Origin of the sequence: Chryseobacterium sp. MA9, from assembly GCF_024399315.1 — a bacterium.
Taxonomy (GTDB): Bacteria; Bacteroidota; Bacteroidia; order Flavobacteriales; family Weeksellaceae; genus Chryseobacterium.
Genome location: NZ_CP075170.1, coordinates 3,188,324 through 3,209,823, shown reverse-complemented (window position 1 = coordinate 3,209,823; position 21,500 = coordinate 3,188,324). Strand labels below are relative to the sequence as shown.

The window sequence follows — 21,500 nt, the reverse complement described above, 5'->3', positions numbered from 1 at the left end:
ATAGTAAGATAAGTGACTTTAAACAGTATTTACAAAGAACTGTTATATCTATGGAATCTATTTCTGAACAAGCAGATATAGATGCTCGCTCACCCTTAATTATTTTAGAAGTTGAAAAATATACCTCTAGCATAGTTAGAGAAGTATGTCTCTCATTAATTTCAGGAGAATATTTTACAAATATTGAAATTAATAATAGGTTAGACAGTGCTGAAAATGAAATTAAAGATTTTCCACGATATGCCAATACACTCTCTGATGAAATACAAAAAAGAGTTTTAGAATCGTCAATTACAATTAATGTAATAATAGAAAATTATAAAATTTTTATAAAAGATATTATTGATAAATATAGCGAGGAACAAAATTTTTATCTATTTGCTCAAAATCCTCATTTTGAGGAGATTATAGATGGGAGTGATTTATCCGAAGACTATGAAAAATTTGTTAATTATTTTATTACATTATTAGGCATTGTCAGATTAGAAAATTTTCCAACTACTCATAAAGAGTATATAATGGAGGTTTTTGAATATGGTGTAAAAATTAATAGAATAACTATTAATGAGTATTCGGATATTTCAACGGCTGTAGAAACTAAAGTTGCTTTTCTAAAACATAAATGGAAAAAAAGGATAGAAAATATTAATCCATACCATTCCAATTATTTAGAAGGTGGTACGCTAAAAACAATAGAAGATTTTAATGGTGATAATGAAACTATAAATAATTGGATAGGCATCATTGATACTCAGTATGATATAATTTCTAATAATTGGAAGGATATTATAAAAAAAAGAGTAGAATCATATAAAAATAACCCTTTAAATGATTTGTCTATTTTGCAAATACATCAGTTAATCAAGTATTATAAAGATGTAAAACCGAATCTTTCCAAACTGAATGAAATAGCTTTATTTTTAAAAGATAAAGCTGATACTATTGTTGATGAAAATAGTTTTACTAAATATGCCTACAATATTATATATAATTATGCCATAAATAATGTTTTTTCTTTATATATTTCTAAGGAACAGAATATAAATAATATTACTGAAAAATATAAAGAAATAAGAGATAGTATAAAAGGTTCGGTCAATAATTATTTTTTAAGATTTAAATATTTAGAATATTTAGTTAATTATCTACAGAGTAAAATTCTGAATGATGAAAAAATCAATTTTTTAAATGCTTATAGTGACTTGATTGAAGATTGTCATGAAGAAATGGAGGAGTATGGCAAAGATATAGATTGGGCAAAGTTGAATTTTAACTTTGTTTTTATGTTACCTTATAATGAATGTTTAGTTTCGTGTGAAATTGATGGATTAGAAACTGTTTTTTATCCATCATCTTTTGTTCTTCCACCACCAATTCTTAAAACGGAAAGAGATTATAAAAAGATAAAACAACATTATGATAATTTGCTACTATCATACAATGCTGGAAAGTATTTTAAAAATGAGATTAAAAAGATTGAAGAATTAGGAAAGAATTTAGATTCTAAAGACTTTAAGGCTATTGAAATCATAAGTATTTTTACAGCTATTATAACATTTGTTTTGTCTTCAATACCAGCTTATAAATTTATAGATAGTGTTTGGGAATCATTATTATTTATGCTTTCTTTAGCAACAGCTCTTTCAGTTTTTGTTACTTTAATACTATTTTCTACTAGAGATTTATATAAAATATGGTATGCCTATATACCTGTTGGTGTTTTGGGGGCGTTATCTTTTTTTGGATATCTTAATTTAACACAGTTTGAAAAACAAAAATTAATTGTCAATAAGAATTTGAAAAAGAATATTGATTCAATTTCTGCGAAAAAAGTAGATTCAATTATTAATTATAAGATGAAAGAAAAAACAATTTCTCCAACGGTTATAAATCGGCCTGTAAGATAATTCGATATAGTTTTCTGGTGATAGGGGGCATTATTTTTTTTAAAGAGTTGTCGATATCTGTATAATCAAATTTTTGATAATATTTCTAAAATAAAAATGATTGGCTTACTGTCAGTAGAACCAATCATTTATTCATTCTCAGGTACAATAATAATTATTGTTTTATTTGTTTATCAAATATTTGATAATCATATCCAATAGAGGGATATTCAATATATAATTGTTTATTTTTAACTCTAACTAAAATATTATTTCCTGAAATTCCGATGCATTTGTCAGGTTGTAAAACATAGTAAGCATCTTTATTGTTGTATTTATTATATTTTCCACTAGAAGAGTCTAAAATATCTATTCCTCTATTACAAATATCACCATTTGAAGTAAATGTTCCATTTGGGTTGAATGTCACTGTTCGTTCACTAATTATTTTTTGTGTGGCAGAATTGGAATATACTGCATAAGAATTTTCATCAATAAATTTTGCGGATAGTTTCCATGTTCCGACTATTGAATTGACTTTTGTAGCTTTACAACTATGCAAAAATAAAATAATTCCTAATAATAAAATACTTTTTAAAATTTTACTTATCATAATTCTATTTTTTTTTATTTTTCAATAAATGAAATCTTCCATATTTTTTTTAGAAGAATGTTCCAGAGTAAAAAACTAAATATATAGGCACTCAGATATGCATAAAAATATATGTCTATAGGTTGAATTCTATATATAAATAAAGATTTAAAGTCATGAATATTTACAACTGCAATCAAAATTAAGCTAGAAATAGTAATGAAAAATAAGTTTCTTACTTTTTCATTATAATAAGTAATTAAAATAACCACAATAAAAAATAATATTAGAACTACAATATTATAAATTTCAAATAGATGACCAATATTACGAATAAAATATAAAAATAAAAATGAGAAATCTAATTGAACAAAACATATAACAACACTTGAGATTATTGTAAAAAACAATATAACTAATATAAAAATAAAACTGTTAATTATAGTATACTCTTTTAATGACATCCTAACGCAGTTAATGATTTGTTTCCTCGTAAATAATCTTTTACAAAAATATAATTAGGAGTATAATCAACCCCGGGTATTATTGATGAAGTGCCATTTTTACTATTTACAAATGATGAAAGTTTTTGTTGCATTGTTTGCCACATTTTTTTTGCTTCAGAATATCCAAAACTTTCAACAGTGTATTGTAGTGCATTATTAGATACTTTAGTGGTAAATCGGTCTACGCCCCTTGTATAAATAACCATATCTCCAGAAGAGTCAATAAAATATCCAAATAACCTGTTTCCACTCACAGGATGTTCGCCATCCCAAGGAGATTTGACAGTTGTAAAAATCCATGCTTGAGAGTCAAAACCACTGCAAACTACAGTTCCATTATCTGCTGGAATTTTAATTGTAATTAAAGAGCCTAATGGATTTTCTGAATTCCAAAGCTGTGTGTCATCAATTCCAAATTGGGGTTCAACTACTGGATAAAACTTTCCATGACTAATAGATGTAAAATTATTAATATTTTTTCTGAAATAATCAAAAAATTCAGCATGAGTATATTTAATCCCAGGTGCCTTCTCTGGCATATTTGAGATTTTAATGGGATATACATCCATATTTATAGTGAAAGAACTTGAATAATCTAAATTTTGAATAACTGCATCGCTAAACCAGTTTGTTTGTCCATTAATTTGAAAAATTCTGTTTTTTATTGAGGTTGGAATAGGATGATTTGCTAAATTTTGCCATTTAGGTAATTCGCTACATGGAATATTTAATAATAGATTGGGATTTTGCACTAAGGCATTATCTAAGTCTTGGATTCTTGTAAATATTTGTTCGGGATTTACCGTGTCTGGATTCTGTTCTAAAAAATTATATGCATAAGTTAGCATTGGTTGAAAGTCTCCCCAAGTAATTGCATTATTTTGTTTGAATTGTAACCCCCATTTGATTAAATCTTGAGATAACTGACTATTATTAAAATCATAAAACTTTTTTAAGCCATCATAAAATTCAGTGTTAGCTGTATCATAGATAATGGTTTTCAAATCTGTTGGAAGTTTTTTGACATACATAAAGAATGTGCTGAGAGTTGGGGTTGTAGGAGTTCCATCATTTGGCCCACTTCCTAAACCTGTAGTGGGTCCCAATTCACCTCCTCCTGGTGAACCATCATCTCCCAAGGCTGTACTTGCTGTGCAGACTAATGCTACCACAGTAAGGTGTTGAGCAGGATAACCTCCTTGATTTTGCCAATTACAGCTTCCCCAACTGCTTTCATTTCCTTGATGATGTTCTCCTGTGTAGCAAGAAAAATACATATCCACCGTTTGATAAGAGCAGGATTCAGAACCTCCCATGCTTCTATTAGAAATCACTCCCCCGTAAGTTCCTTTTGCAAGTTCAATAGCTGTAGTTTTACCAGCTGTTTTCACTCCTTTTCCTGCAAGTAAATCTTTTTTTTCCTGCGAAGTGAAATTATAAGTCACTAAAAGCTCTTTGTAACTTCCGTCAGGTAAAGAAGCCAATACCAAATTTTCTAAAGGTGCATTTTCAGGTGCATTTTCTCTTACCAGATTAAATGTATAAGTGTGAAAAGTTGGTCCAGATTCAATGTATGTTACATTGTCTGTGTCAATGGAAACACCATTTGCATAATCAACTGATTTGCCTGATGCGTTGGTTTTAATTTCTTGTAAATTGTCTTGTGCTTTTTGTAATTCAGTTTTAAGAGCTAATTTGTGTTTACTTTGTTCTAAACGAATTGTTTTGGATGTTGGTCTGAATTGACTACTGTTGTTGTAGGTTTCTTGTTCTGGGGTTAGTTCATTCCTACAGGAATACAACAAGACCATGATGGCTACTAAGGAAAGTAGCCTCGAAATAAATTTGTTTTTCATTATTTGTATAAAATTAAAAGTTATTTAGTTTTCTAGACGACAAAGATATAAAAATCATTAAATCACTTAATACGGGAAACCATATTTTGTTTGATAATACAAATATATACTGTCAAAGCGACAAAACTTGACGCATTATATATAGATGTAGATTTTGTATGGGATTTAACCTGTGTATCATCTAAAATCATGTATCCTCATCTTTTGATAGTTGGTCGGGAGTATTGAAAATTCCTGTTACTATTGTAGATTCTTTTCCAAAGTATTTATCTTTCACTTTGAAGACTACAAATGAGTGTTTTACGGCTGTTTTAAGCGTGTTTTGAGGTGTTGTTGTGTTTATGTTGTTTAAGTCGGTTTTTGTGGTGTCTATGGGTCTTATACAGTTTGTTATTGGCTCTTGTTTGGTCTTATCACAACTGATACCTAAAGTTGGTAATATTAGAACCAAAACCTTTAATCTGTATTTCTTGAAAAACAGTATTATTAGGGCATATACTAACCAAAACAGCAGGAGATACTTATAATCACTCAATACAGATTTTGCAAATAACAAACCTTTATTAGAGTAGCTTTTAAAATCTGAACCCTCAATAATGAGTTCACTGCACATCATCCCATTTGTTGGGAGGTCTATCTTTGTTCCAAAAGGTGTTGTTTGATACAGTACTGCTACTTTTGTTGTTGTTGGGTCATACGTCCCACTTAAAATAATCTTTCCGTTATAATCAACGTTAGGTGTGTTTAGATTTGGAGTATATGAAAATGTACTAAAATGTTCAATTGCAAATACAGTCAAAAAGGCCAATGTAAAACCTATGATTATTGATTTAGGTATGTTTTTATCTACCTGAATAGTTTTCTTTTCCATCTTAATAATATTCAGCTATTCCATCACTTGACATAACAATAATTCTCTTGTAATCTTGAGAGATAAATACATAAATATTTTCTTTAGATGCAGTATTGTAGTATAGAGATTGTTTAAAAATCTTACCTGCAACCTCTTTATATCCTGATTTTTTTAATTCAGCTGCCCAATACATTTCTTCATTATTTTTATATACTGTGAAAAGCTGTGTTCCTTTTCCATCAGTCGATAGTTCAAAATAAAATTTGTAGTTTGAAGTATCATTTGAAATGACCTTGTATTGTGTTTTTCCGTAGCTGTCTGAATATTTTATACTTTCCTGTCTATTGTAGAAATAATAGTTTTGAGAAAAACAGAAAGTACCTAATAGTACCATTGCTCCTGATAATAATACTTTTTTCATAAGTGATTTGTTGTATCACTCAGCCCCAAAGTGAAAGGTTAATAAAAGCAAACAGCGTGGAACTTAACCATATTTGCTTATAGAGGTTCTGACAAAACCTTGTACCACAAATAGGAAAGCCCACGCCTATGGCATGAGCATTACCCATTTATTGTGTAGTACGATTTGAAACTGTCAGATTTCTATAAACACAATAAAAGCTAACGCTTATATTTTTTCGATAAAATTTGAGGTGCTAATATATGAATTTTTACAATTGTGTGTGGTAGTTTGATTCCTCATCCCTCAATAATTTTTTTAAACATCAAATACAGTCGGTGAGGAGATGGTGAATATTTATCTGCCTAATTGCCCCACGTATAAAGTTTGAAAAATCAAATCAGTTCCTTTATAGTAGAATTTACAGCAATTCTACACCAAAATATATTATAGGTGTAAAAACTCTCCCTACCTTATCGAATACCCCCTATGGGTCAAAATGTTTTTTTCTACCACCCCCTCACTTCTATACAGCTTTTTCAGACAGTTATTTTTTGTTTTGTGCGGTCTTGGGAGGTGTTTTTGTTTTTATCAGTGGTTATTTGTGGGTTTTAGTTCTATTTCTACCTGTGTTTGATATAAGTTAGAGTTTTGGCAGTATTATGTAGTATTTTTAGGATGTTTATTAAAAATTTGTGATTGTCTACTGCTTAAAGATTTTAAATTGAAATTTTGAACTTTGTGCAAGGATTATGCAAATGGGATATGAAAAAAGATATTAAAAATGCTAAATTTTTATGCAAATTTTGTGCAAATAAAAAGAGTTACAATAATTGAATATCGTAACTCTTTGATAATGTGGCTCCTCCTGCTGGGCTCGAACCAGCGACCCTCTGATTAACAGTCAGATGCTCTAACCAACTGAGCTAAGGAGGAATGTCCTTTGTTTTAAGTGGTGCAAATATAGGACGAATATTTATACCCTACAAATATTTTTAAGAAAAATTTTAAAAATTTTATAATTTCCCTGTAAATACCTTGAAGATGTCGCTTCCAAAGATCAGTAACATCAATCCTAACAGGAAGATAACTCCGATCATCTGTGCATTTTCCAACACTTTCTGAGGAACTGGTTTTCCTACAATAATTTCATATAAAGTAAATAAAACGTGGCCACCATCAAGACCCGGAATAGGAATAAGATTCAGGAATGCCAGCCAAATAGAGAACATTGCTGTAAAGCTCCAGAAAGCAACCCAATTGATTTTAAAGCTTCCGTCTGCATCTTTATCTACAGGCATATTCTTTACAATTGCAATAGGACCTCCTACATTTTTATACCCCTGAACTTTAGAGTTGAACATAATTTTGAACTGCTTAACCTGAGTAGTTAATGCCTCAATAGTTCTTGTAAACCCTCTTGGAATGGCCTCTCCGAAAGAATATTTTTTATTCGTTACAATATCTTTTGCAATGCTTTTTGTATCAATTGCGATACCCAGCTTCCCATTTTTATCAACAGAAACTGCTGGTAATGTCTGCAAAGCACCATTTCTTTCAACGTCTACAGAAACTGTTTTTCCTTTGTTTTCACTTAAAAGAGTACTTACTTCGTCAAAGAATACTGCTTTCTTACCATTGATTCCTACAATTTTATCTCCTTTTGCAAGACCAGATGCCTGTGAAGAAGGAGTTGCCAATGAATCAATAACCATAGAAACTCTTGGTGTAATGTAAAGTTTTGCTTCTCTCTGTTTAAGAACATCTGCTACACCATCTGCATTTACCGGGAAAGTAACTTCCTGGCCGTTTCTGTTTACAGTAACATGATCTCCTAAAAGAATATTGATTGAGGTGTTTTCAAGTCTCTCTGCAGGTTTTCCGTCTACGCTGATGATTTTGTCACCATTCTGGAATCCCATTTTCTTTCCTGCTGAAGTGGCTTCAATACCGTTGCCAAATTTAGTAATATCCGTATACGTTTCTCCGTTGAAGAAAGACAGGCAGCTGTAGATTAACCACGCAAGGAAAAAGTTAACAGTAACCCCTCCCAGCATAATAATAAGCCTCTGCCAAGCTGGTTTCGATCTGAATTCCCATGCTTCTGCCGGTTTTTTCATTTGGGCGGTATCCATACTTTCGTCAACCATTCCTGCAATTTTTACATATCCTCCGAAAGGAAGCCATCCGATTCCGTATTTGGTTTGTTCAGGATGTTTTCTCCAGTCGTTGTCCGGTAGTTTTGATATATCGATAGGAACTTCTTCCTTCTTTCCGTTTACCTCTATTACTTCAGAATCCGGCAGGTTCTTTGATAAAAATTTGTACTGCCATTTTCCGTTGATTTTCTTCATGGAGAATATGGAGAAGTAAGGATCAAAAAACAGGAAAAACTTCTCTGCTCTGGTCTTGAACCATATTGCCGGTAAAAAATGCCCAAGCTCATGAAGAAGCACAAGTATAGAGATGCTCAGAATGAACTGAAAAAGTTTGATTGCTATTTCCATTAATAAATTTTAGATTTTAATTTGCAAAGGTAACAATTATCAAAACTATGCCAAATAAAAAAGCTCCCCTAAACGAGAAGCTTTGTCATATTTAAAGACGATTTGATTATAAATTGAAAGAAACACCAAGGCTGCCATTATTACCCACCTCTGCAAATACCCCTATTTTCTCTGTGAAGAAATAACGGGCTCCGATGTGAGCGCCAACTCCGAAGTCTTTTCCAAGTACTCCAAGGTCTACCCCAGGGTAAATATCCCATTTTGAAGGCAGGTTCAATGCTTCCTGTAAATGAAAGTTCAGTCTCCCGAAAACAAAAACACGATTATCCTTATCATTGTTTTTGTAATTGTCAAAATAGCCATTAATCCCGGCTCCTACTGAAATAAGTTTGTTGAGCCCATAGTCATAAGTTCCCGTTACTCCGGTTCCATATCCCCAGGCACTCAGCCCCAGTTGTACTTTCTGATCTCCCTTTCCTGTCCAGGCCTGAGCGTTAGCTATAGCCCCAAAAAAGAAAATCGTCACCATAAAAAACAATTTCTTCATAAATTTTAAATTTTTAAGGATAGTAATAAAAAATATCTCTATCAAAAATGAAACCGAAAGAGAGCCTGTATTATAAAAATGAAAGACTTTAATAAATTATTATGAAATAGAGCCTCATTTTTGTGGGTAAAACTACTTTTTCGGCCGTTTAATTCTTTATTTGTAATGATAAAAGCTGTATTTTTATACATCCCATTTAGAATAATTTAAAAAGAATAAAAGATGAAAGTTGTAGGGCTTAATTTAGATATCATCTGGAAAAATAAAACTGAAAATTTTAAACTCATAGAAAATGAGCTTCAGAATGTGGAAGCAGATCTGTTTCTTCTTCCTGAAATGTTTTCAACAGGCTTCTGTATGGATGCTTCCGAAGTTTCGGATAGAAATAATGAATCACTGGAGTTTTTGAAAAAGATCTCAAAAGAGAAAAATGCAGCATTCTGCGGAAGTGCGCCGGTAGAACAGAACGGAAGCTTTTATAACAGAATGTTCTTTATAAAGCCGGATGGTGAAACATCTTTTTATGATAAAAGACACTTGTTCTCCTTTTCCGGAGAAGATAAAGTGTATACACCCGGAAAAGACAGAGTAATCGTTGAGTATAAAGGAATACGCTTCCTGCTTCAGGTTTGTTATGATCTGCGTTTTCCTGTTTTTGCAAGAAATAATGATGACTATGATGCTGTTTTGTATGTGGCCAACTGGCCGGAAAAAAGGGTAGGAGCATGGGAGCATTTACTGAAGGCCCGAGCTATTGAAAATTTGTCTTTTGTATTTGGCTTAAACAGAATTGGGACAGATGGAAATGACCTGTTTTATCAGGAAAGCTCACATTGCTTTTTTGCAGACGGAAAAGAAATTTCTCAAAAACAAGGTAATCTCGTAACCGCAGAATTGAATATAAACGAATTGAAAGACTTTAGAACACATTTCCAGTTTTTGAATGACCGGGATCGTTTCTCCATTCAATTATAAAGACAAAAAATAAGGCTGAAATTCAAATGAATCTCAGCCTTATTTTTTTATTTATCTAAATATATTGCTGCAAGAGGTTCGTTAATGTATTCACATCATGAACACCACTTTCTTTCCATAGCATTTCTCCTTTTTTGAAAATAGCCAGTGTAGGTACTCCACGCACTCCATATTGAGCTGCCAGTGCGGGATATTGATCTACATCTACCTTTATGATTCTGGCCTCTTCGCCGATATTTTCCTTTACCGTATTTAATACTGAAGACTGTACTTTGCAAGGCTGACACCATGTTGCGAAAAAATCGATCAGTACGGGTCTTTCGGAATCAATGATTTCCTGAAATTTTTGTGACATAGTTTAGTTTTTATGATCTTAAGATGTTTTGGATTGGCATACAAAATCAGTAGTCGGGAATTTTTCTGTTTTTTTGATGCCGTTAAAACCACCTTCTATTTCAGTGAAATTTCTGATTCCGTGTGAGTTAAGAATGCTTGCTGCAATCATACTTCTGTATCCGCCTGCACAGTGAAGGAAGAAATGTTCCGAATCATCTATTGTGCGGGCCCAGTCACTGATGGTATCCAAAGGCTTATTATAAGCATTGTCAATGTGTTCTGCAGAATATTCAGTCAGTTTTCTTACATCAATTACTTTAGCATCTTCTGTAAACTGTTCAGCAAACTCAGCAGGGGTAATTCTTTTAATCTCATCAGTTTCCTTACCAGCATTTTTCCATGCTTCAAAACTTCCTTTCAGATATCCCACTACATTATCAAAACCTACTCTGCTTAGTCTGGTAATTACTTCCTCCTCAGTTCCTTCATCTGTTACCAGTAATAAAGGATGCTTTACATCCACAATAAGGTTTCCTACCCAAGGGGCAAAATCACCCTTCAATCCTATATTGATAGAGTTGGGAACAAATCCTTTATGGAAGTCCGCAGCTCCTCTTGTATCCAGAATTAATGCCCCGGTTTCTTCAGCCAGAGCTTCAAAATCTTCCGGTGCCACAGGTTGCAGCCCTTTGTCCATCACAACATCCAGGCTTTCATATCCGCCTTTATTTAAAGCGACATTCATGCCGAAATATTTCGGTGGTGCTGTTAAACCATCAAGAACTTCTCTGACGAAAGAGGCTTTATCTGGTTGATTAAGTGCATAATTTGTTTTCTTTTGGTTCCCTAAAATATCTACCGTTTCCTTCTGCATATTTTTTCCGCAAGCAGAACCTGCACCATGAGCAGGATAAACGGTGATGCTGTCATCCAATGGCATAATCTTGTTCTGAAGGCTGTCGTACAGAATTCCTGCAAGGTCTTCCTGAGTAAGATTAGTTGCCTTCTGTGCAAGGTCCGGCCTGCCGACATCTCCTAAAAATAGAGTGTCACCTGTAAAAATTGCCGTTTCAACATCATTTTCATCTATTAAAAGATAAGTGCTGCTTTCCATCGTATGCCCCGGAGTATGCATTACCTTTATTTTTACTTTTCCGATCTCAAAAATCTGATTGTCTTCAGCAATAATGGCTTCAAATTCCGGAACAGCAGTAGGTCCGTATACAATTTGAGCACCTGTTTTCTTGCTTAAATCCAAATGCCCTGATACAAAATCAGCATGGAAGTGAGTTTCAAAGATATATTTTAAAGTGACATTGTCTTTTTCCAGACGATCCAGGTAAGGTTTTACTTCTCTTAAAGGATCGATAATGACTGCTTCATTCTCTGATACAATATAATAGGCACCCTGAGCCAGACAGCCCGTATATATTTGTTCAATTTTCATTGGGGTCTTTTTTTAATGAGTTAAAGATACAAAGTATTAGATAAATTCTAAATGAAATGTTAAATCCCATTGATAGTTTCTTTCAATACTTTGTTAAACGTATGTTTAATGTATTTTGTTTTTCAGCAAAAAGAATGCCTTACATAGTATGAATCTGCAAATGCTGTTTTTTATCATGTCCTCTGTGGAAAGCATAATTAATGAGGAATTTAATATATATGGTTTAAAATTTGTTTTTGCAGATACAAATTTATTTTTGGAAGAAATAAAGATAAGTTCATTAGAAAATATCTTTAAATATCCTCCAAAAATTTTATATTTATAAGTTTAAAAAGCGATCAAATGGCAGACAAAACACAATTTATTGAAGAACTCAACGCTAGATACACTCCGAAAGGAGAGCATATTATATTAGGAAAAGGAATGTTGGATGGTGAAGTGGTCACAGAAGTAAACGTAACCATTCCCCTGAAAACAATTAACCGCCATGGTCTTATTGCCGGAGCTACGGGAACCGGTAAGACAAAAACATTACAGGTATTTGCTGAGCAGCTTTCTCACGCAGGAATTCCATCTCTGGTTCTTGATATTAAAGGAGATTTCTCCGGGATTGCAGAAGCAGGCCAGATGAATCCTATTATTGAAGAAAGATATGCTAAGACACAGCTTCCTTATAATCCACAAAGCTTTCCAGTAGAACTGATGAGTATTTCAGGAGGGGAAGGAGTGAAACTGAGAGCTACCGTTACAGAATTCGGTCCTGTTTTACTAAGTAAAATTCTTGAACTTAATGATACTCAGCAAAGTATCATGTCTATTGTATTCAAATACTGTGATGATAAAGGTCTTCCATTGATTGATCTTAATGATTTGAAGAAAGTATTGCAGTATGTTACAGATAATGCACAAGGAAAAGCTGAACTTGCGGCCAATTACGGATCCATTGCACCAGCATCTCTTGGAACAATTTTAAGATCTATTGTTGCTTTGGAACAGCAGGGAGCGGCAGGATTCTTCGGAGAATTAAGCTTTGATGTTCATGATTTATTAGAAACAAGAGACGGAAAAGGAGTCGTAAATATTTTAAGGGTATCAGACATTCAGAATAAACCGCAGCTTTTCTCTACGTTCATGCTTTCACTTTTTGCAGAAATTTATATGACGTTTCCTGAAGAAGGAGATAGTGGCAAACCAAAGCTTGTATTGTTTATAGATGAAGCTCACCTGATTTTTGATGAAGCTTCCAAAGCGCTTCTCTCACAGATTGAAACAATGGTAAAACTTATCCGTTCCAAAGGAGTTGGGATCTATTTTATTACTCAGATTCCAGGTGATGTCCCTGAAAATGTGCTTTCTCAATTAGGACTGAAAATACAGCATGCATTAAGAGGTTTTACTGCAAAAGATAAAAAAGAAATTACAAAAGCTGTTGAAAACTATCCTACCACAGAATATTACAATGCTTCCAGCCTGATCCAGAATTTAGGAATTGGTGAAGCATTTGTTACAGCTCTTGATGAAAAGGGAATACCTACACCATTAGTACACACTTATCTGATCTCTCCGGAATCAAGAATGGATGTTTTGAGTGAATCTGAAATCTCTGATCTGACTTCAAAATCAGCACTTGTTGCAAAATATGAGCAGCCTGTTGACAGGGAATCTGCTTATGAAATGCTAACTAACAGAATGGAACAGGCTGCACAAAATCCAGCACCTACACAAAAGACAAGACCGGTAAAAGAAGAACCCGGAATGTTTGAACAGGTATTGCAAAGTAAAGCCGGCCGTACTTTTACCTCTACGTTAATGAGAGAAGGAGCTAAAGCTATTCTCGGAATGTTTGGTCTGGGAGGCAGGAGAAGATAATTTTGAAGGATAACCTGCTATATTTTGACATATTTTTTGTTATTTTAGCAGGTTATCTTTACATAACAGTAAAAAAAGAACCGGATTTTATCGGGGAATAAAACTCCGGTTTTAAATATAAATGACAAAACAGCAGTTAACACACATTCAATGTATTCAATTATAGATATAGAAAGTAATGGTGCAGGTTATAGAAATGAATGCATTATCGATATCGCCATCTACAGGTATGATGGTCAGAAAATTACTGACCAGTTTATATCTCTGGTAAACCCTGAAGGTGATATTACCCCTTTTGTACAGAAACTGACCAGTATTACCCCAAAAATGGTCAAAACTGCTCCGAAATTTCATGAAATAGCCAAAAGAGTTATCGAAATAACTCAAAATACAACATTGGTAGGTCATAATATTGATTTTGATTACAGAATGCTTCGTCAGTCATTCAAAAGGCTTGGGTATGACTTCAAAACCAATACTTTAGATACAATTCCATTGGCTAAGAAACTGATTCCTGATGAAGTAAGTTATTCACTGGGAAAACTGGTGAAGTCTTTGGGGATTCCTTTAACCAATCATCACAGGGCTGAAGGTGATGCAAGAGCTACATTAGAACTTTTCAAACTTCTGATTTCAAAAGATACCGAAAACGAAATCATTCAGAAACAGCATGATGAGTCTAATGCAAAAACTTATATCAACAAGATCAAAGAACTTACTCAGGATCTTCCGAATGATAAAGGCTTTGTCTATTTTCAGGATGAAGCGGGACGGATTATGCTTTCAGATTATGTTCAGGATATCAACAAATTTTCCAAAAAAGTTTTCAATTCCAAATCAAAAAAATGGGAACAGATTCAGAAAGATGTTGAACAGATTAATTTTGAGCTTACCGGAACAGACATTATTGCCAAGCTGATTCTTAATTCAAAGAATATTAAAAAGAAAGAAGTTCTGCCTTTCGGGCTTTATTTCAGAAACAATAAATATGTAGTTGAGAAAAATACACTCAATAAAACCGAAAAACCGGTTTTAAAATTCAGATCATTTACGCAAGGGACAAAAGCTGTTCAGTTTATTGGTACTCAGGAAGAATTTAAAGATTTTTCAGCACTGAAACAGAAAATTGAATTCAGAAAAAGGAATGAGCTATGGCTGGGACAGGGAAGAAAATTGGGAGAGAAATTATTTTTAATCATCGAAAACGGGAAAGTGGTTTCTTTTGGTTTTTATGAACTGTTTACACAGATTCAGACTCTGAGTAAGCTGGCTAAGTTAAAAATTGACCTTCCGTTATCTTCTGCAGACCTGAATAATGAACTGCAGCTGGCACTTCTGCGCAGCGATTTTGAAACTCTGCCTTTGCCGAAATGATATAGGAATTAGTACTTTACAAGTTAATCTGAAAGAAGGTGCTTTTCAAATCAATTTTCGAATAATAAAAAATAAATAGTATTTTTGCAAAAAATAAATAGAAGCAATGCAAAATTTTAAACAAATTAAAACTGGGAAAAAGGGAGCTGTAAGGTTCTCTAAGGTTTGGAATATTTAAAAGAGTTGTCTTGCATAAAAAATAATCAATGCGGCAGGCTCTTTTTATAAGAATCTGCCTTTTTTTATGTTAAAATGAAATTATGAATTCAAAAGAATTATTAAAGATTGCCAATGAGTTTGGCACCCCGGTGTATGTTTATGATGCGGAATCCATCAAAGTTCAATACGAAAAACTTACATCTTCTTTCTTAAAACATACAAAGTTCTTCTATGCAGCGAAGGCGTTGACAAACATCAATATCCTTAAGTATGTCAAGAATCTGGGCGCTTCTTTGGATTGTGTATCCATTAATGAAGTAAAACTTGGATTAAAGGCAGGATTTTCAAAAGAAAAGATATTGTTTACTCCCAACTGTGTTGATCTTGCTGAAATAGAAGAAGCAATGACTTTCGGAGTTCATATAAACATTGATAACATTTCTATTCTTGAGCAGTTCGGGAATAAATACGGAAATTCGTATCCTATTTTGGTAAGAATCAACCCTCATATTTTTGCTGGGGGGAACTATAAAATTTCAACGGGGCACATTGACAGTAAATTCGGTATTTCCATTCACCAGGTTCGTCACATCGAACGAGTGATGAAAAGCACAAACCTGAATGTGGAAGGGCTTCACATGCATACAGGAAGTGAAATCAAAGATCCGGATGTATTCCTGCAGGCTTTGGAGATCATGTTGGAGCTTTCTGAGCATTTCCCGAACCTGAAATATCTGGATATGGGAAGTGGTTTCAAAATCCCTTATCAGGATAGCGAAGAAGAAACTGATGTGAAAACATTAGGTAAAAAAGTTGAAAAAGTAATTTCTGAGTTTTCAAAATCTACAGGAAAAAAATTCGAATTGTGGTTTGAACCTGGAAAATTTCTAGTTGGGAAAAGCGGATATTTATTAGTGAAAGCTAATGTGATCAAGCAGACAACAGCTACTGTTTTTGTGGGTGTGAATTCAGGATTCAATCACCTTATCCGTCCAATGTTCTACGATTCTTATCATATGATTGAGAACTTATCCAATCCAAAAGGTGCAGAAAGAATTTATACTGTGGTAGGAAACATCTGCGAAACAGATACTTTCGCTTGGGACAGAAAACTGAATGAAGTAAGAGAAGGTGATATTCTTGCTTTCCATAATGCCGGGGCCTATGGCTTTGAAATGAGCTCAAACTTCAATTCAAGATTAAAGCCTGCTGAAGTATTATTCTTAGACGGAAAAGCGCATTTGATCCGCAAAAGAGATGAATTTGAAGACCTGTTAAGAAATCAGATTGAAATAGTAATGTAAACTTAAGTTATTATGATATAAACAGCCACCTGAAAAAGGTGGCTGTTTTATTTTAAATCAATTCTTGTAGCTTTTGTTGATGTACTAAACCTCATAGGTTTTCAAAACCTATGAGGTTTAAATATTAAAAAAATCAAAGTTAAATTACAAAGTTTTAACATTGAGACCGGATGAAAGTTCCAACTTTATTAGCTAAATTTGATAGAGATCGGAAGATTATTCCTGTCAAATACTATTTTTCACCAAAAACAACCACCAAAACAGAGTAATTATGGCCAAAAACATAGCAGAGCAGATTGTTGAAATGCTCGAAAATGCCAATGTGAAAAGAATTTATGCAGTAACCGGTGACAGCCTCAATCATCTGAATATTGCTGTCAAAAAAAGCAGTATCCAGTGGATTCATGTAAGGCACGAGGAAGTAGGAGCTTATGCCGCTGCCGCCGAGGCTGAACTTGATGGTTTGGCAGTGTGTGCAGGAAGTTGTGGCCCAGGTCATGTTCATCTTATCAATGGAGTTTATGAAGCACATCGCTCTCATGTTCCTATGCTGGTGATTGCTTCCACGATTCCCAGTGACGAAATGGGAATGGATTACTTTCAGGAGACCAATACAATAAAACTGTTTGATGACTGCAGTTATTATAATCAGATGATTACAAGACCGGAGCAGGTACAGAGAACCGTTCAGACGGCCATTCAACATGCTATTTCTAAAAAAGGAGTTGCTGTAATAGGCCTTCCGGGAGATGTTTCTGAACTGGATGCGGAAGAAGGACCTACTTCTCCCCAAATTTTTAAAACCAATCCTGTTATAAGACCTTCTGATGATGAGTTGAAGCAGCTGGCGGCATTGGTGAATGGCAGCAAAAAAATAACTTTATACTGCGGAGTTGGAGCAGGGAAGGCAAGTGCTGAAGTTATAGAATTGTCTAAACTTTTAAAAGCGCCTGTAGGGTATTCATTCCGCGGGAAAATGGCCATTCAGCCTAATAATCCTAATGAAGTGGGGCTTACCGGGCTGTTGGGCTTTCCTTCAGCATATCACGCAATGCACGAAGCAGATCTGGTTCTTCTTTTAGGGACTGATTTTCCGTACCAGAAGTTCATGCCGGTAAAAAATAAAATTGTACAGATAGATGAAAGCCCGGAAAGATTGGGTAGAAGAGCAAAACTTGAACTAGGCCTTGCAGGGGACATCAAAGAAACGATAAAGGCATTGATTCCTTTATTAGAAGAAAAAACGGATGTTCATTTCCTGAACGAACAATTGGCATTTTATGATAAAGTAAAAGAGAATCAGTTGGAGTATGTAAAGGATTTTGGAAAAGAAAATGCTATCCAGCCGGAATATGTGGCCCATACTTTAGATAAGCTTGCTAAAAAAGATGCTATTTTCACTGTTGACACCGGGATGTGCTGTGTATGGGGAGCCAGGTTTATTACAGGAACAGGTGAAAGGAAGATGCTTGGCTCTTTTAATCACGGATCAATGGCCAACGCCATGCCGATGGCAATTGGAGCTGCTTTGGCCCATCCCGAAAAAGAAGTTATTGCAATGTGTGGAGACGGAGGATTGTCTATGCTATTGGGAGATATGGCTACTATTTTTCAGTATAAGTTACCAGTAAAATTAATCGTTTTCAACAACAGAACCCTTGGAATGGTTAAGCTGGAAATGGAAGTCGGCGGAATGCCGGATAATGAAACAGATATGATCAATCCGGACTTCGCTATGGTGGCTCATGCAATGGGTTATCCGGGTAAGAATGTACACCTTCCCGAAGAAGTGGAAAGCGCGATCAAAGAATGTTTAGATCACAATGGGCCTTATCTTCTGAACATCTTTACCAATCCCAATGCACTTGCTCTCCCTCCTAAAATTGAATTTGATCAGATCATGGGAATGACAAAATCCATGGCTCAGCTTATGCTTGGGGGCAAAATGGATGAGGTTTTTGAAACGGTAAAAACTAATTATAAACACATCAAAGGCCTGCTATAAGAAGAAAAGAAATAAAACTGAAAGACTGTCTGAGATTCAAACCTATATTAAAACTTCATGCTTGGCGTGAAGTTTTTCTTTCTTATAAATGAGTTAAATATTTACCTTTGCTTATTATTAGGAAACAAAACGATGAGAACGATATTTTTATTTTTAACCTTGTGTGTAATGAATCTTTCATTCGCACAGGATCAGGAAGAGCGTGATGACTCTTTTATCAGAGATAGCAATAAAAATGTTCTGAAAATAGATATAAAAGAACCTTTTATGCAGATTGCCGTGAAATGCAATGATTTTAAACCGGCGGCTTATGAAGGAGGAGTTGCTGCTTACAAAGATATCCTGAACAAATATATGTATGCCTATCTTAATTCGGATTTCTATGCGCTGACAGGAGATTTTATCTTTACTTTAGTACTTGATGCCAAAGGGAAAGTAGTGGATGTGAAAGGAATGCCTAAAGTGCAGAATAGCGAAGTTTTTTTTGATGACATGCAGTATGTGGTAAGAAGAATTAAGAAAAACTGGACTCCGGCGTCTTGTAACGGGCAGCCTGTAGCTTCGCAGATTAAAGTTAAAATGAACTTCTCTTCAATTTCAACAGATATTGATTAAATAATTTCAACACAATAATGAAAAATATATTTCTTATGTTTTTCCTGGCCTTTGTATCTATGTTTAAAGCTCAGATACTTGATGAATACCCGGAAAAACAAAGTTTTTATGAAGGAGGAATCGTTAACTTCTATAAAGATGCCCATGAATATCTTGTTAATAATAAATTTAAAGAGTGTGATGAAAAAGAGATTTATCAGCCAAGAATTATTGTAACAGAAAAAGCTGAAGTTAAATTCATCAAAGATTCGGATACAGCTAATATCGCAAGAAACAAATGTGCGTATGATTTGTCCAGGGAGCTTCTTAAAAATCTTAAAAAGTGGAAGCCGGCTGAAGCAAAAGGCTGGAAAATTGGGGCTATTACCGAATTTATTTTATATCCAAAGGATTTGATGAGCAATTATCAGCCGGGTTATGATGCCAACAGATTTGTAGCACATACCAAATATCCGGAAGGAGCAAAGGTTTTTCATACGTTATTTCATGATCATTTTATGACGATTTTTGCGGATTACCAGCTTAACGGGAAAGTAAATCTTGAATTTTATATCAATAAAGACGGGAATATTATTAAACCTAGAATTTACCCTGAAGTCGATAATAAAAATTTCAATAATGATTTTATGAGGACTCTTGCAAGGATGAAAAAGGTTTGGATACCAGCGTTTTATAAAGATATTCCTATTGTTGAGAGAATTTCATTTCCGGTACAGTTTTCAATAACATTTACCGAAAGATAATCCTGACATTCTGTCACAATATTTTGTATCTTTGCAGACTTATTTATTCGTAATTTAAAATTGCGGACCTTAAATTGATTATCGTGCAGGAAAAATATATAGACGAAACGAAACAGGGCGAAGCTTTTGCCATTGCTGAAAGACCGGAAAATTCTAAAAAACTGTTTTTAGAAAGCTATGGCTGTCAGATGAATTTCTCTGACTCTGAAATTGTTGCATCCATCCTTAATGAACAGGGATACAATACAACAATGAAGGTAGAAGAAGCAGACCTGATTCTTTTAAATACATGCTCCATCCGAGAAAAAGCAGAACAGACCGTGAGAATGCGTCTTTCCCAGTTCAAAAACCTGAAAAAAGAAAAGCCGAATATGACGGTGGGTGTTTTAGGGTGTATGGCGGAAAGACTGAAAACGAAATTCTTAGAGGAGGAACAATTGGTTGATCTTGTTGTAGGCCCGGATGCTTATAGAGACTTACCCAATCTTTTAAAAGAAACTGATGATGGAAGAGATGCGATCAATGTAATTCTTTCCAAAGAAGAAACCTATGCGGATATTAACCCTGTTCGTCTGGGCGGAAATGGAGTTACAGCTTTTGTTACCATCACCAGAGGTTGCGATAACATGTGTACATTCTGTGTAGTTCCTTTTACCAGAGGGAGAGAAAGAAGCCGTGATCCGCACTCTATTATAGATGAATGTAAAGACCTTGCCAACAACGGATATAAAGAAATTACCCTTCTAGGACAAAACGTAGACTCTTACCTTTGGTATGGAGGAGGCCCTAAAAAAGATTTTGCCAAAGCTTCTGAAATGCAGAAGGCAACAGCCGTTAACTTTGCTCAGCTACTTGATTTAGTGGCTAAAGCTGTTCCTGAACTGAGAATCAGATTCTCTACCTCAAATCCACAGGATATGAGTCTGGATGTATTCAGAATGATGGCAAAACATGATAATATTTGCAAATATGTACACCTTCCTGTACAAAGTGGAAGCAATAATATGCTTGAAGCGATGAACAGACAGCATACCCGCGAAGAATATCTGGATCTGATTAAAAAAGCGAAGGAAATAGTTCCTGAAGTCGCTTTTTCTCAGGATATGATCGTTGGATTCTGTAATGAAACAGAAGAAGATCATCAGGATACTTTAAGCCTGATGAGAGAAGTGGAATATGACTACGGTTATATGTTCGCTTACTCAGAAAGACCGGGAACTCCGGCTCACAAGAAAATGGAAGACAATATTCCTGCTGATGTAAAACAGAGACGTCTTGCTGAGGTTATTGCTCTTCAGGGAGAACTTTCAAGCCAAAGAATGAAATCTTATGTAGGAAGAATACATGAGGTTCTGATTGAAGGGATTTCCAAGAAGAACAAAAACCAATGGAAAGGAAGAAACTCCCAAAATGCCGTATGTGTCTTCGATAAGCTTGAAGGGCAGAAAATAGGTGACATTGTGAACGTTTTTGTACATGACAATACACAAGGCACACTTTTAGGGAGAACAGCGGAATAAAATTAA

17 protein-coding genes and 1 tRNA gene are annotated in these 21,500 nt (G+C 34.3%); 9 read left to right on the top strand and 9 right to left on the bottom strand.

Annotation, left to right across the window (positions count from 1 at the left end; genetic code table 11):
• Nucleotides 1-50 precede the first annotated feature (50 nt).
• Entirely contained in the window at nucleotides 51-1,907 is a 1,857-nt protein-coding gene (locus tag KIK00_RS14560) for a hypothetical protein (RefSeq protein ID WP_255813101.1), read from the top strand.
• Nucleotides 1,908-2,061: 154 nt separating this feature from the next.
• Here KIK00_RS14560 and KIK00_RS14555 read toward each other — a convergent pair whose 3' ends face one another.
• From KIK00_RS14555 to KIK00_RS14525, 7 genes are all read right to left on the bottom strand, one after another.
• Nucleotides 2,062-2,499, bottom strand: a complete 438-nt coding sequence (locus tag KIK00_RS14555) for a hypothetical protein (protein WP_255813100.1) — start codon at nucleotides 2,497-2,499, stop codon at nucleotides 2,062-2,064.
• 433 nt (nucleotides 2,500-2,932) lie between these two features.
• Entirely contained in the window at nucleotides 2,933-4,840 is a 1,908-nt protein-coding gene (locus KIK00_RS14550; RefSeq protein ID WP_255813099.1) for a hypothetical protein, read from the bottom strand.
• 187 nt (nucleotides 4,841-5,027) lie between these two features.
• Entirely contained in the window at nucleotides 5,028-5,711 is a 684-nt protein-coding gene (locus tag KIK00_RS14545) for a hypothetical protein (protein ID WP_255813098.1), read from the bottom strand.
• 1 nt (nucleotide 5,712) lies between these two features.
• Nucleotides 5,713-6,114: a hypothetical protein gene (locus tag KIK00_RS14540; protein WP_255813097.1), complete on the bottom strand. Its 402-nt coding sequence runs from the start codon at nucleotides 6,112-6,114 to the stop codon at nucleotides 5,713-5,715.
• Between the two features lie 838 nt (nucleotides 6,115-6,952).
• Nucleotides 6,953-7,029: transfer RNA gene (locus KIK00_RS14535), tRNA-Asn, on the bottom strand.
• Nucleotides 7,030-7,109: 80 nt separating this feature from the next.
• Nucleotides 7,110-8,600: an RIP metalloprotease RseP gene (gene rseP, locus KIK00_RS14530; RefSeq protein ID WP_255813096.1), complete on the bottom strand. Its 1,491-nt coding sequence runs from the start codon at nucleotides 8,598-8,600 to the stop codon at nucleotides 7,110-7,112.
• 106 nt (nucleotides 8,601-8,706) lie between these two features.
• Nucleotides 8,707-9,147, bottom strand: coding sequence for a DUF6646 family protein (locus KIK00_RS14525; RefSeq protein WP_255813095.1), 441 nt, complete (start codon nucleotides 9,145-9,147; stop codon nucleotides 8,707-8,709).
• Between the two features lie 222 nt (nucleotides 9,148-9,369).
• Between KIK00_RS14525 and KIK00_RS14520 the strand changes: the two genes are divergently transcribed.
• Nucleotides 9,370-10,122, top strand: coding sequence for a nitrilase-related carbon-nitrogen hydrolase (locus KIK00_RS14520; protein WP_255813094.1), 753 nt, complete (start codon nucleotides 9,370-9,372; stop codon nucleotides 10,120-10,122).
• 55 nt (nucleotides 10,123-10,177) lie between these two features.
• Here KIK00_RS14520 and KIK00_RS14515 read toward each other — a convergent pair whose 3' ends face one another.
• Together KIK00_RS14515 and KIK00_RS14510 are read right to left on the bottom strand one after the other, a co-directional pair.
• Complete coding sequence (locus tag KIK00_RS14515) at nucleotides 10,178-10,477, bottom strand: co-chaperone YbbN (RefSeq protein ID WP_255813093.1); 300 nt, start codon at nucleotides 10,475-10,477, stop codon at nucleotides 10,178-10,180.
• A gap of 18 nt (nucleotides 10,478-10,495) precedes the next feature.
• Nucleotides 10,496-11,905 carry a rhodanese-like domain-containing protein gene (locus KIK00_RS14510; RefSeq protein WP_255813092.1) on the bottom strand — a complete coding sequence of 470 codons (1,410 nt, stop codon included), beginning with the start codon at nucleotides 11,903-11,905 and terminating at the stop codon, nucleotides 10,496-10,498.
• A gap of 342 nt (nucleotides 11,906-12,247) precedes the next feature.
• Here KIK00_RS14510 and KIK00_RS14505 point away from each other — a divergent pair, with 342 nt between their 5' ends.
• The 7 genes from KIK00_RS14505 (at nucleotide 12,248) to miaB (ending at nucleotide 21,494) form a co-directional block, all read left to right on the top strand.
• Nucleotides 12,248-13,774, top strand: coding sequence for a helicase HerA-like domain-containing protein (locus KIK00_RS14505; RefSeq protein WP_255813091.1), 1,527 nt, complete (start codon nucleotides 12,248-12,250; stop codon nucleotides 13,772-13,774).
• 150 nt (nucleotides 13,775-13,924) lie between these two features.
• The gene (locus KIK00_RS14500) at nucleotides 13,925-15,148 is read left to right on the top strand and encodes a PolC-type DNA polymerase III (protein WP_255813090.1); all 1,224 of its coding nucleotides are present in this window, start codon (nucleotides 13,925-13,927) and stop codon (nucleotides 15,146-15,148) included.
• 260 nt (nucleotides 15,149-15,408) lie between these two features.
• Entirely contained in the window at nucleotides 15,409-16,611 is a 1,203-nt protein-coding gene (gene lysA / locus KIK00_RS14495) for a diaminopimelate decarboxylase (RefSeq protein ID WP_172625766.1), read from the top strand.
• Nucleotides 16,612-16,882: 271 nt separating this feature from the next.
• Nucleotides 16,883-18,616 carry a thiamine pyrophosphate-dependent enzyme gene (locus KIK00_RS14490; RefSeq protein ID WP_255813089.1) on the top strand — a complete coding sequence of 578 codons (1,734 nt, stop codon included), beginning with the start codon at nucleotides 16,883-16,885 and terminating at the stop codon, nucleotides 18,614-18,616.
• 168 nt (nucleotides 18,617-18,784) lie between these two features.
• Nucleotides 18,785-19,231, top strand: coding sequence for a hypothetical protein (locus tag KIK00_RS14485; protein WP_255813088.1), 447 nt, complete (start codon nucleotides 18,785-18,787; stop codon nucleotides 19,229-19,231).
• 17 nt (nucleotides 19,232-19,248) lie between these two features.
• Nucleotides 19,249-19,974, top strand: a complete 726-nt coding sequence (locus KIK00_RS14480) for an energy transducer TonB (protein ID WP_255813087.1) — start codon at nucleotides 19,249-19,251, stop codon at nucleotides 19,972-19,974.
• An 83-nt stretch (nucleotides 19,975-20,057) separates the two neighbouring features.
• On the top strand, nucleotides 20,058-21,494 hold the full coding sequence (miaB, locus tag KIK00_RS14475; protein WP_255813086.1) for a tRNA (N6-isopentenyl adenosine(37)-C2)-methylthiotransferase MiaB: 1,437 nt from the start codon (nucleotides 20,058-20,060) through the stop codon (nucleotides 21,492-21,494).
• The last annotated feature ends 6 nt before the right edge of the window (nucleotides 21,495-21,500 follow it).

What these genes read in the sequence shown, in the direction of transcription:
- KIK00_RS14500 (WP_255813090.1), top strand. Translation starts at nt 13,925, where the DNA reads ATGTATTCAATTATAGATATAGAAAGTAATGGTGCAGGTTATAGAAAT.
- KIK00_RS14545 (WP_255813098.1), bottom strand. Translation starts at nt 5,711, where the DNA reads ATGGAAAAGAAAACTATTCAGGTAGATAAAAACATACCTAAATCAATA.
- rseP (WP_255813096.1), bottom strand. Translation starts at nt 8,600, where the DNA reads ATGGAAATAGCAATCAAACTTTTTCAGTTCATTCTGAGCATCTCTATA.
- KIK00_RS14480 (WP_255813087.1), top strand. Translation starts at nt 19,249, where the DNA reads ATGAAAAATATATTTCTTATGTTTTTCCTGGCCTTTGTATCTATGTTT.
- KIK00_RS14520 (WP_255813094.1), top strand. Translation starts at nt 9,370, where the DNA reads ATGAAAGTTGTAGGGCTTAATTTAGATATCATCTGGAAAAATAAAACT.
- lysA (WP_172625766.1), top strand. Translation starts at nt 15,409, where the DNA reads ATGAATTCAAAAGAATTATTAAAGATTGCCAATGAGTTTGGCACCCCG.
- KIK00_RS14485 (WP_255813088.1), top strand. Translation starts at nt 18,785, where the DNA reads ATGAATCTTTCATTCGCACAGGATCAGGAAGAGCGTGATGACTCTTTT.
- KIK00_RS14540 (WP_255813097.1), bottom strand. Translation starts at nt 6,114, where the DNA reads ATGAAAAAAGTATTATTATCAGGAGCAATGGTACTATTAGGTACTTTC.
- KIK00_RS14525 (WP_255813095.1), bottom strand. Translation starts at nt 9,147, where the DNA reads ATGAAGAAATTGTTTTTTATGGTGACGATTTTCTTTTTTGGGGCTATA.
- KIK00_RS14515 (WP_255813093.1), bottom strand. Translation starts at nt 10,477, where the DNA reads ATGTCACAAAAATTTCAGGAAATCATTGATTCCGAAAGACCCGTACTG.
- KIK00_RS14550 (WP_255813099.1), bottom strand. Translation starts at nt 4,840, where the DNA reads ATGAAAAACAAATTTATTTCGAGGCTACTTTCCTTAGTAGCCATCATG.
- KIK00_RS14490 (WP_255813089.1), top strand. Translation starts at nt 16,883, where the DNA reads ATGGCCAAAAACATAGCAGAGCAGATTGTTGAAATGCTCGAAAATGCC.
- KIK00_RS14505 (WP_255813091.1), top strand. Translation starts at nt 12,248, where the DNA reads ATGGCAGACAAAACACAATTTATTGAAGAACTCAACGCTAGATACACT.
- KIK00_RS14560 (WP_255813101.1), top strand. Translation starts at nt 51, where the DNA reads ATGGAATCTATTTCTGAACAAGCAGATATAGATGCTCGCTCACCCTTA.
- KIK00_RS14510 (WP_255813092.1), bottom strand. Translation starts at nt 11,905, where the DNA reads ATGAAAATTGAACAAATATATACGGGCTGTCTGGCTCAGGGTGCCTAT.
- KIK00_RS14555 (WP_255813100.1), bottom strand. Translation starts at nt 2,499, where the DNA reads ATGATAAGTAAAATTTTAAAAAGTATTTTATTATTAGGAATTATTTTA.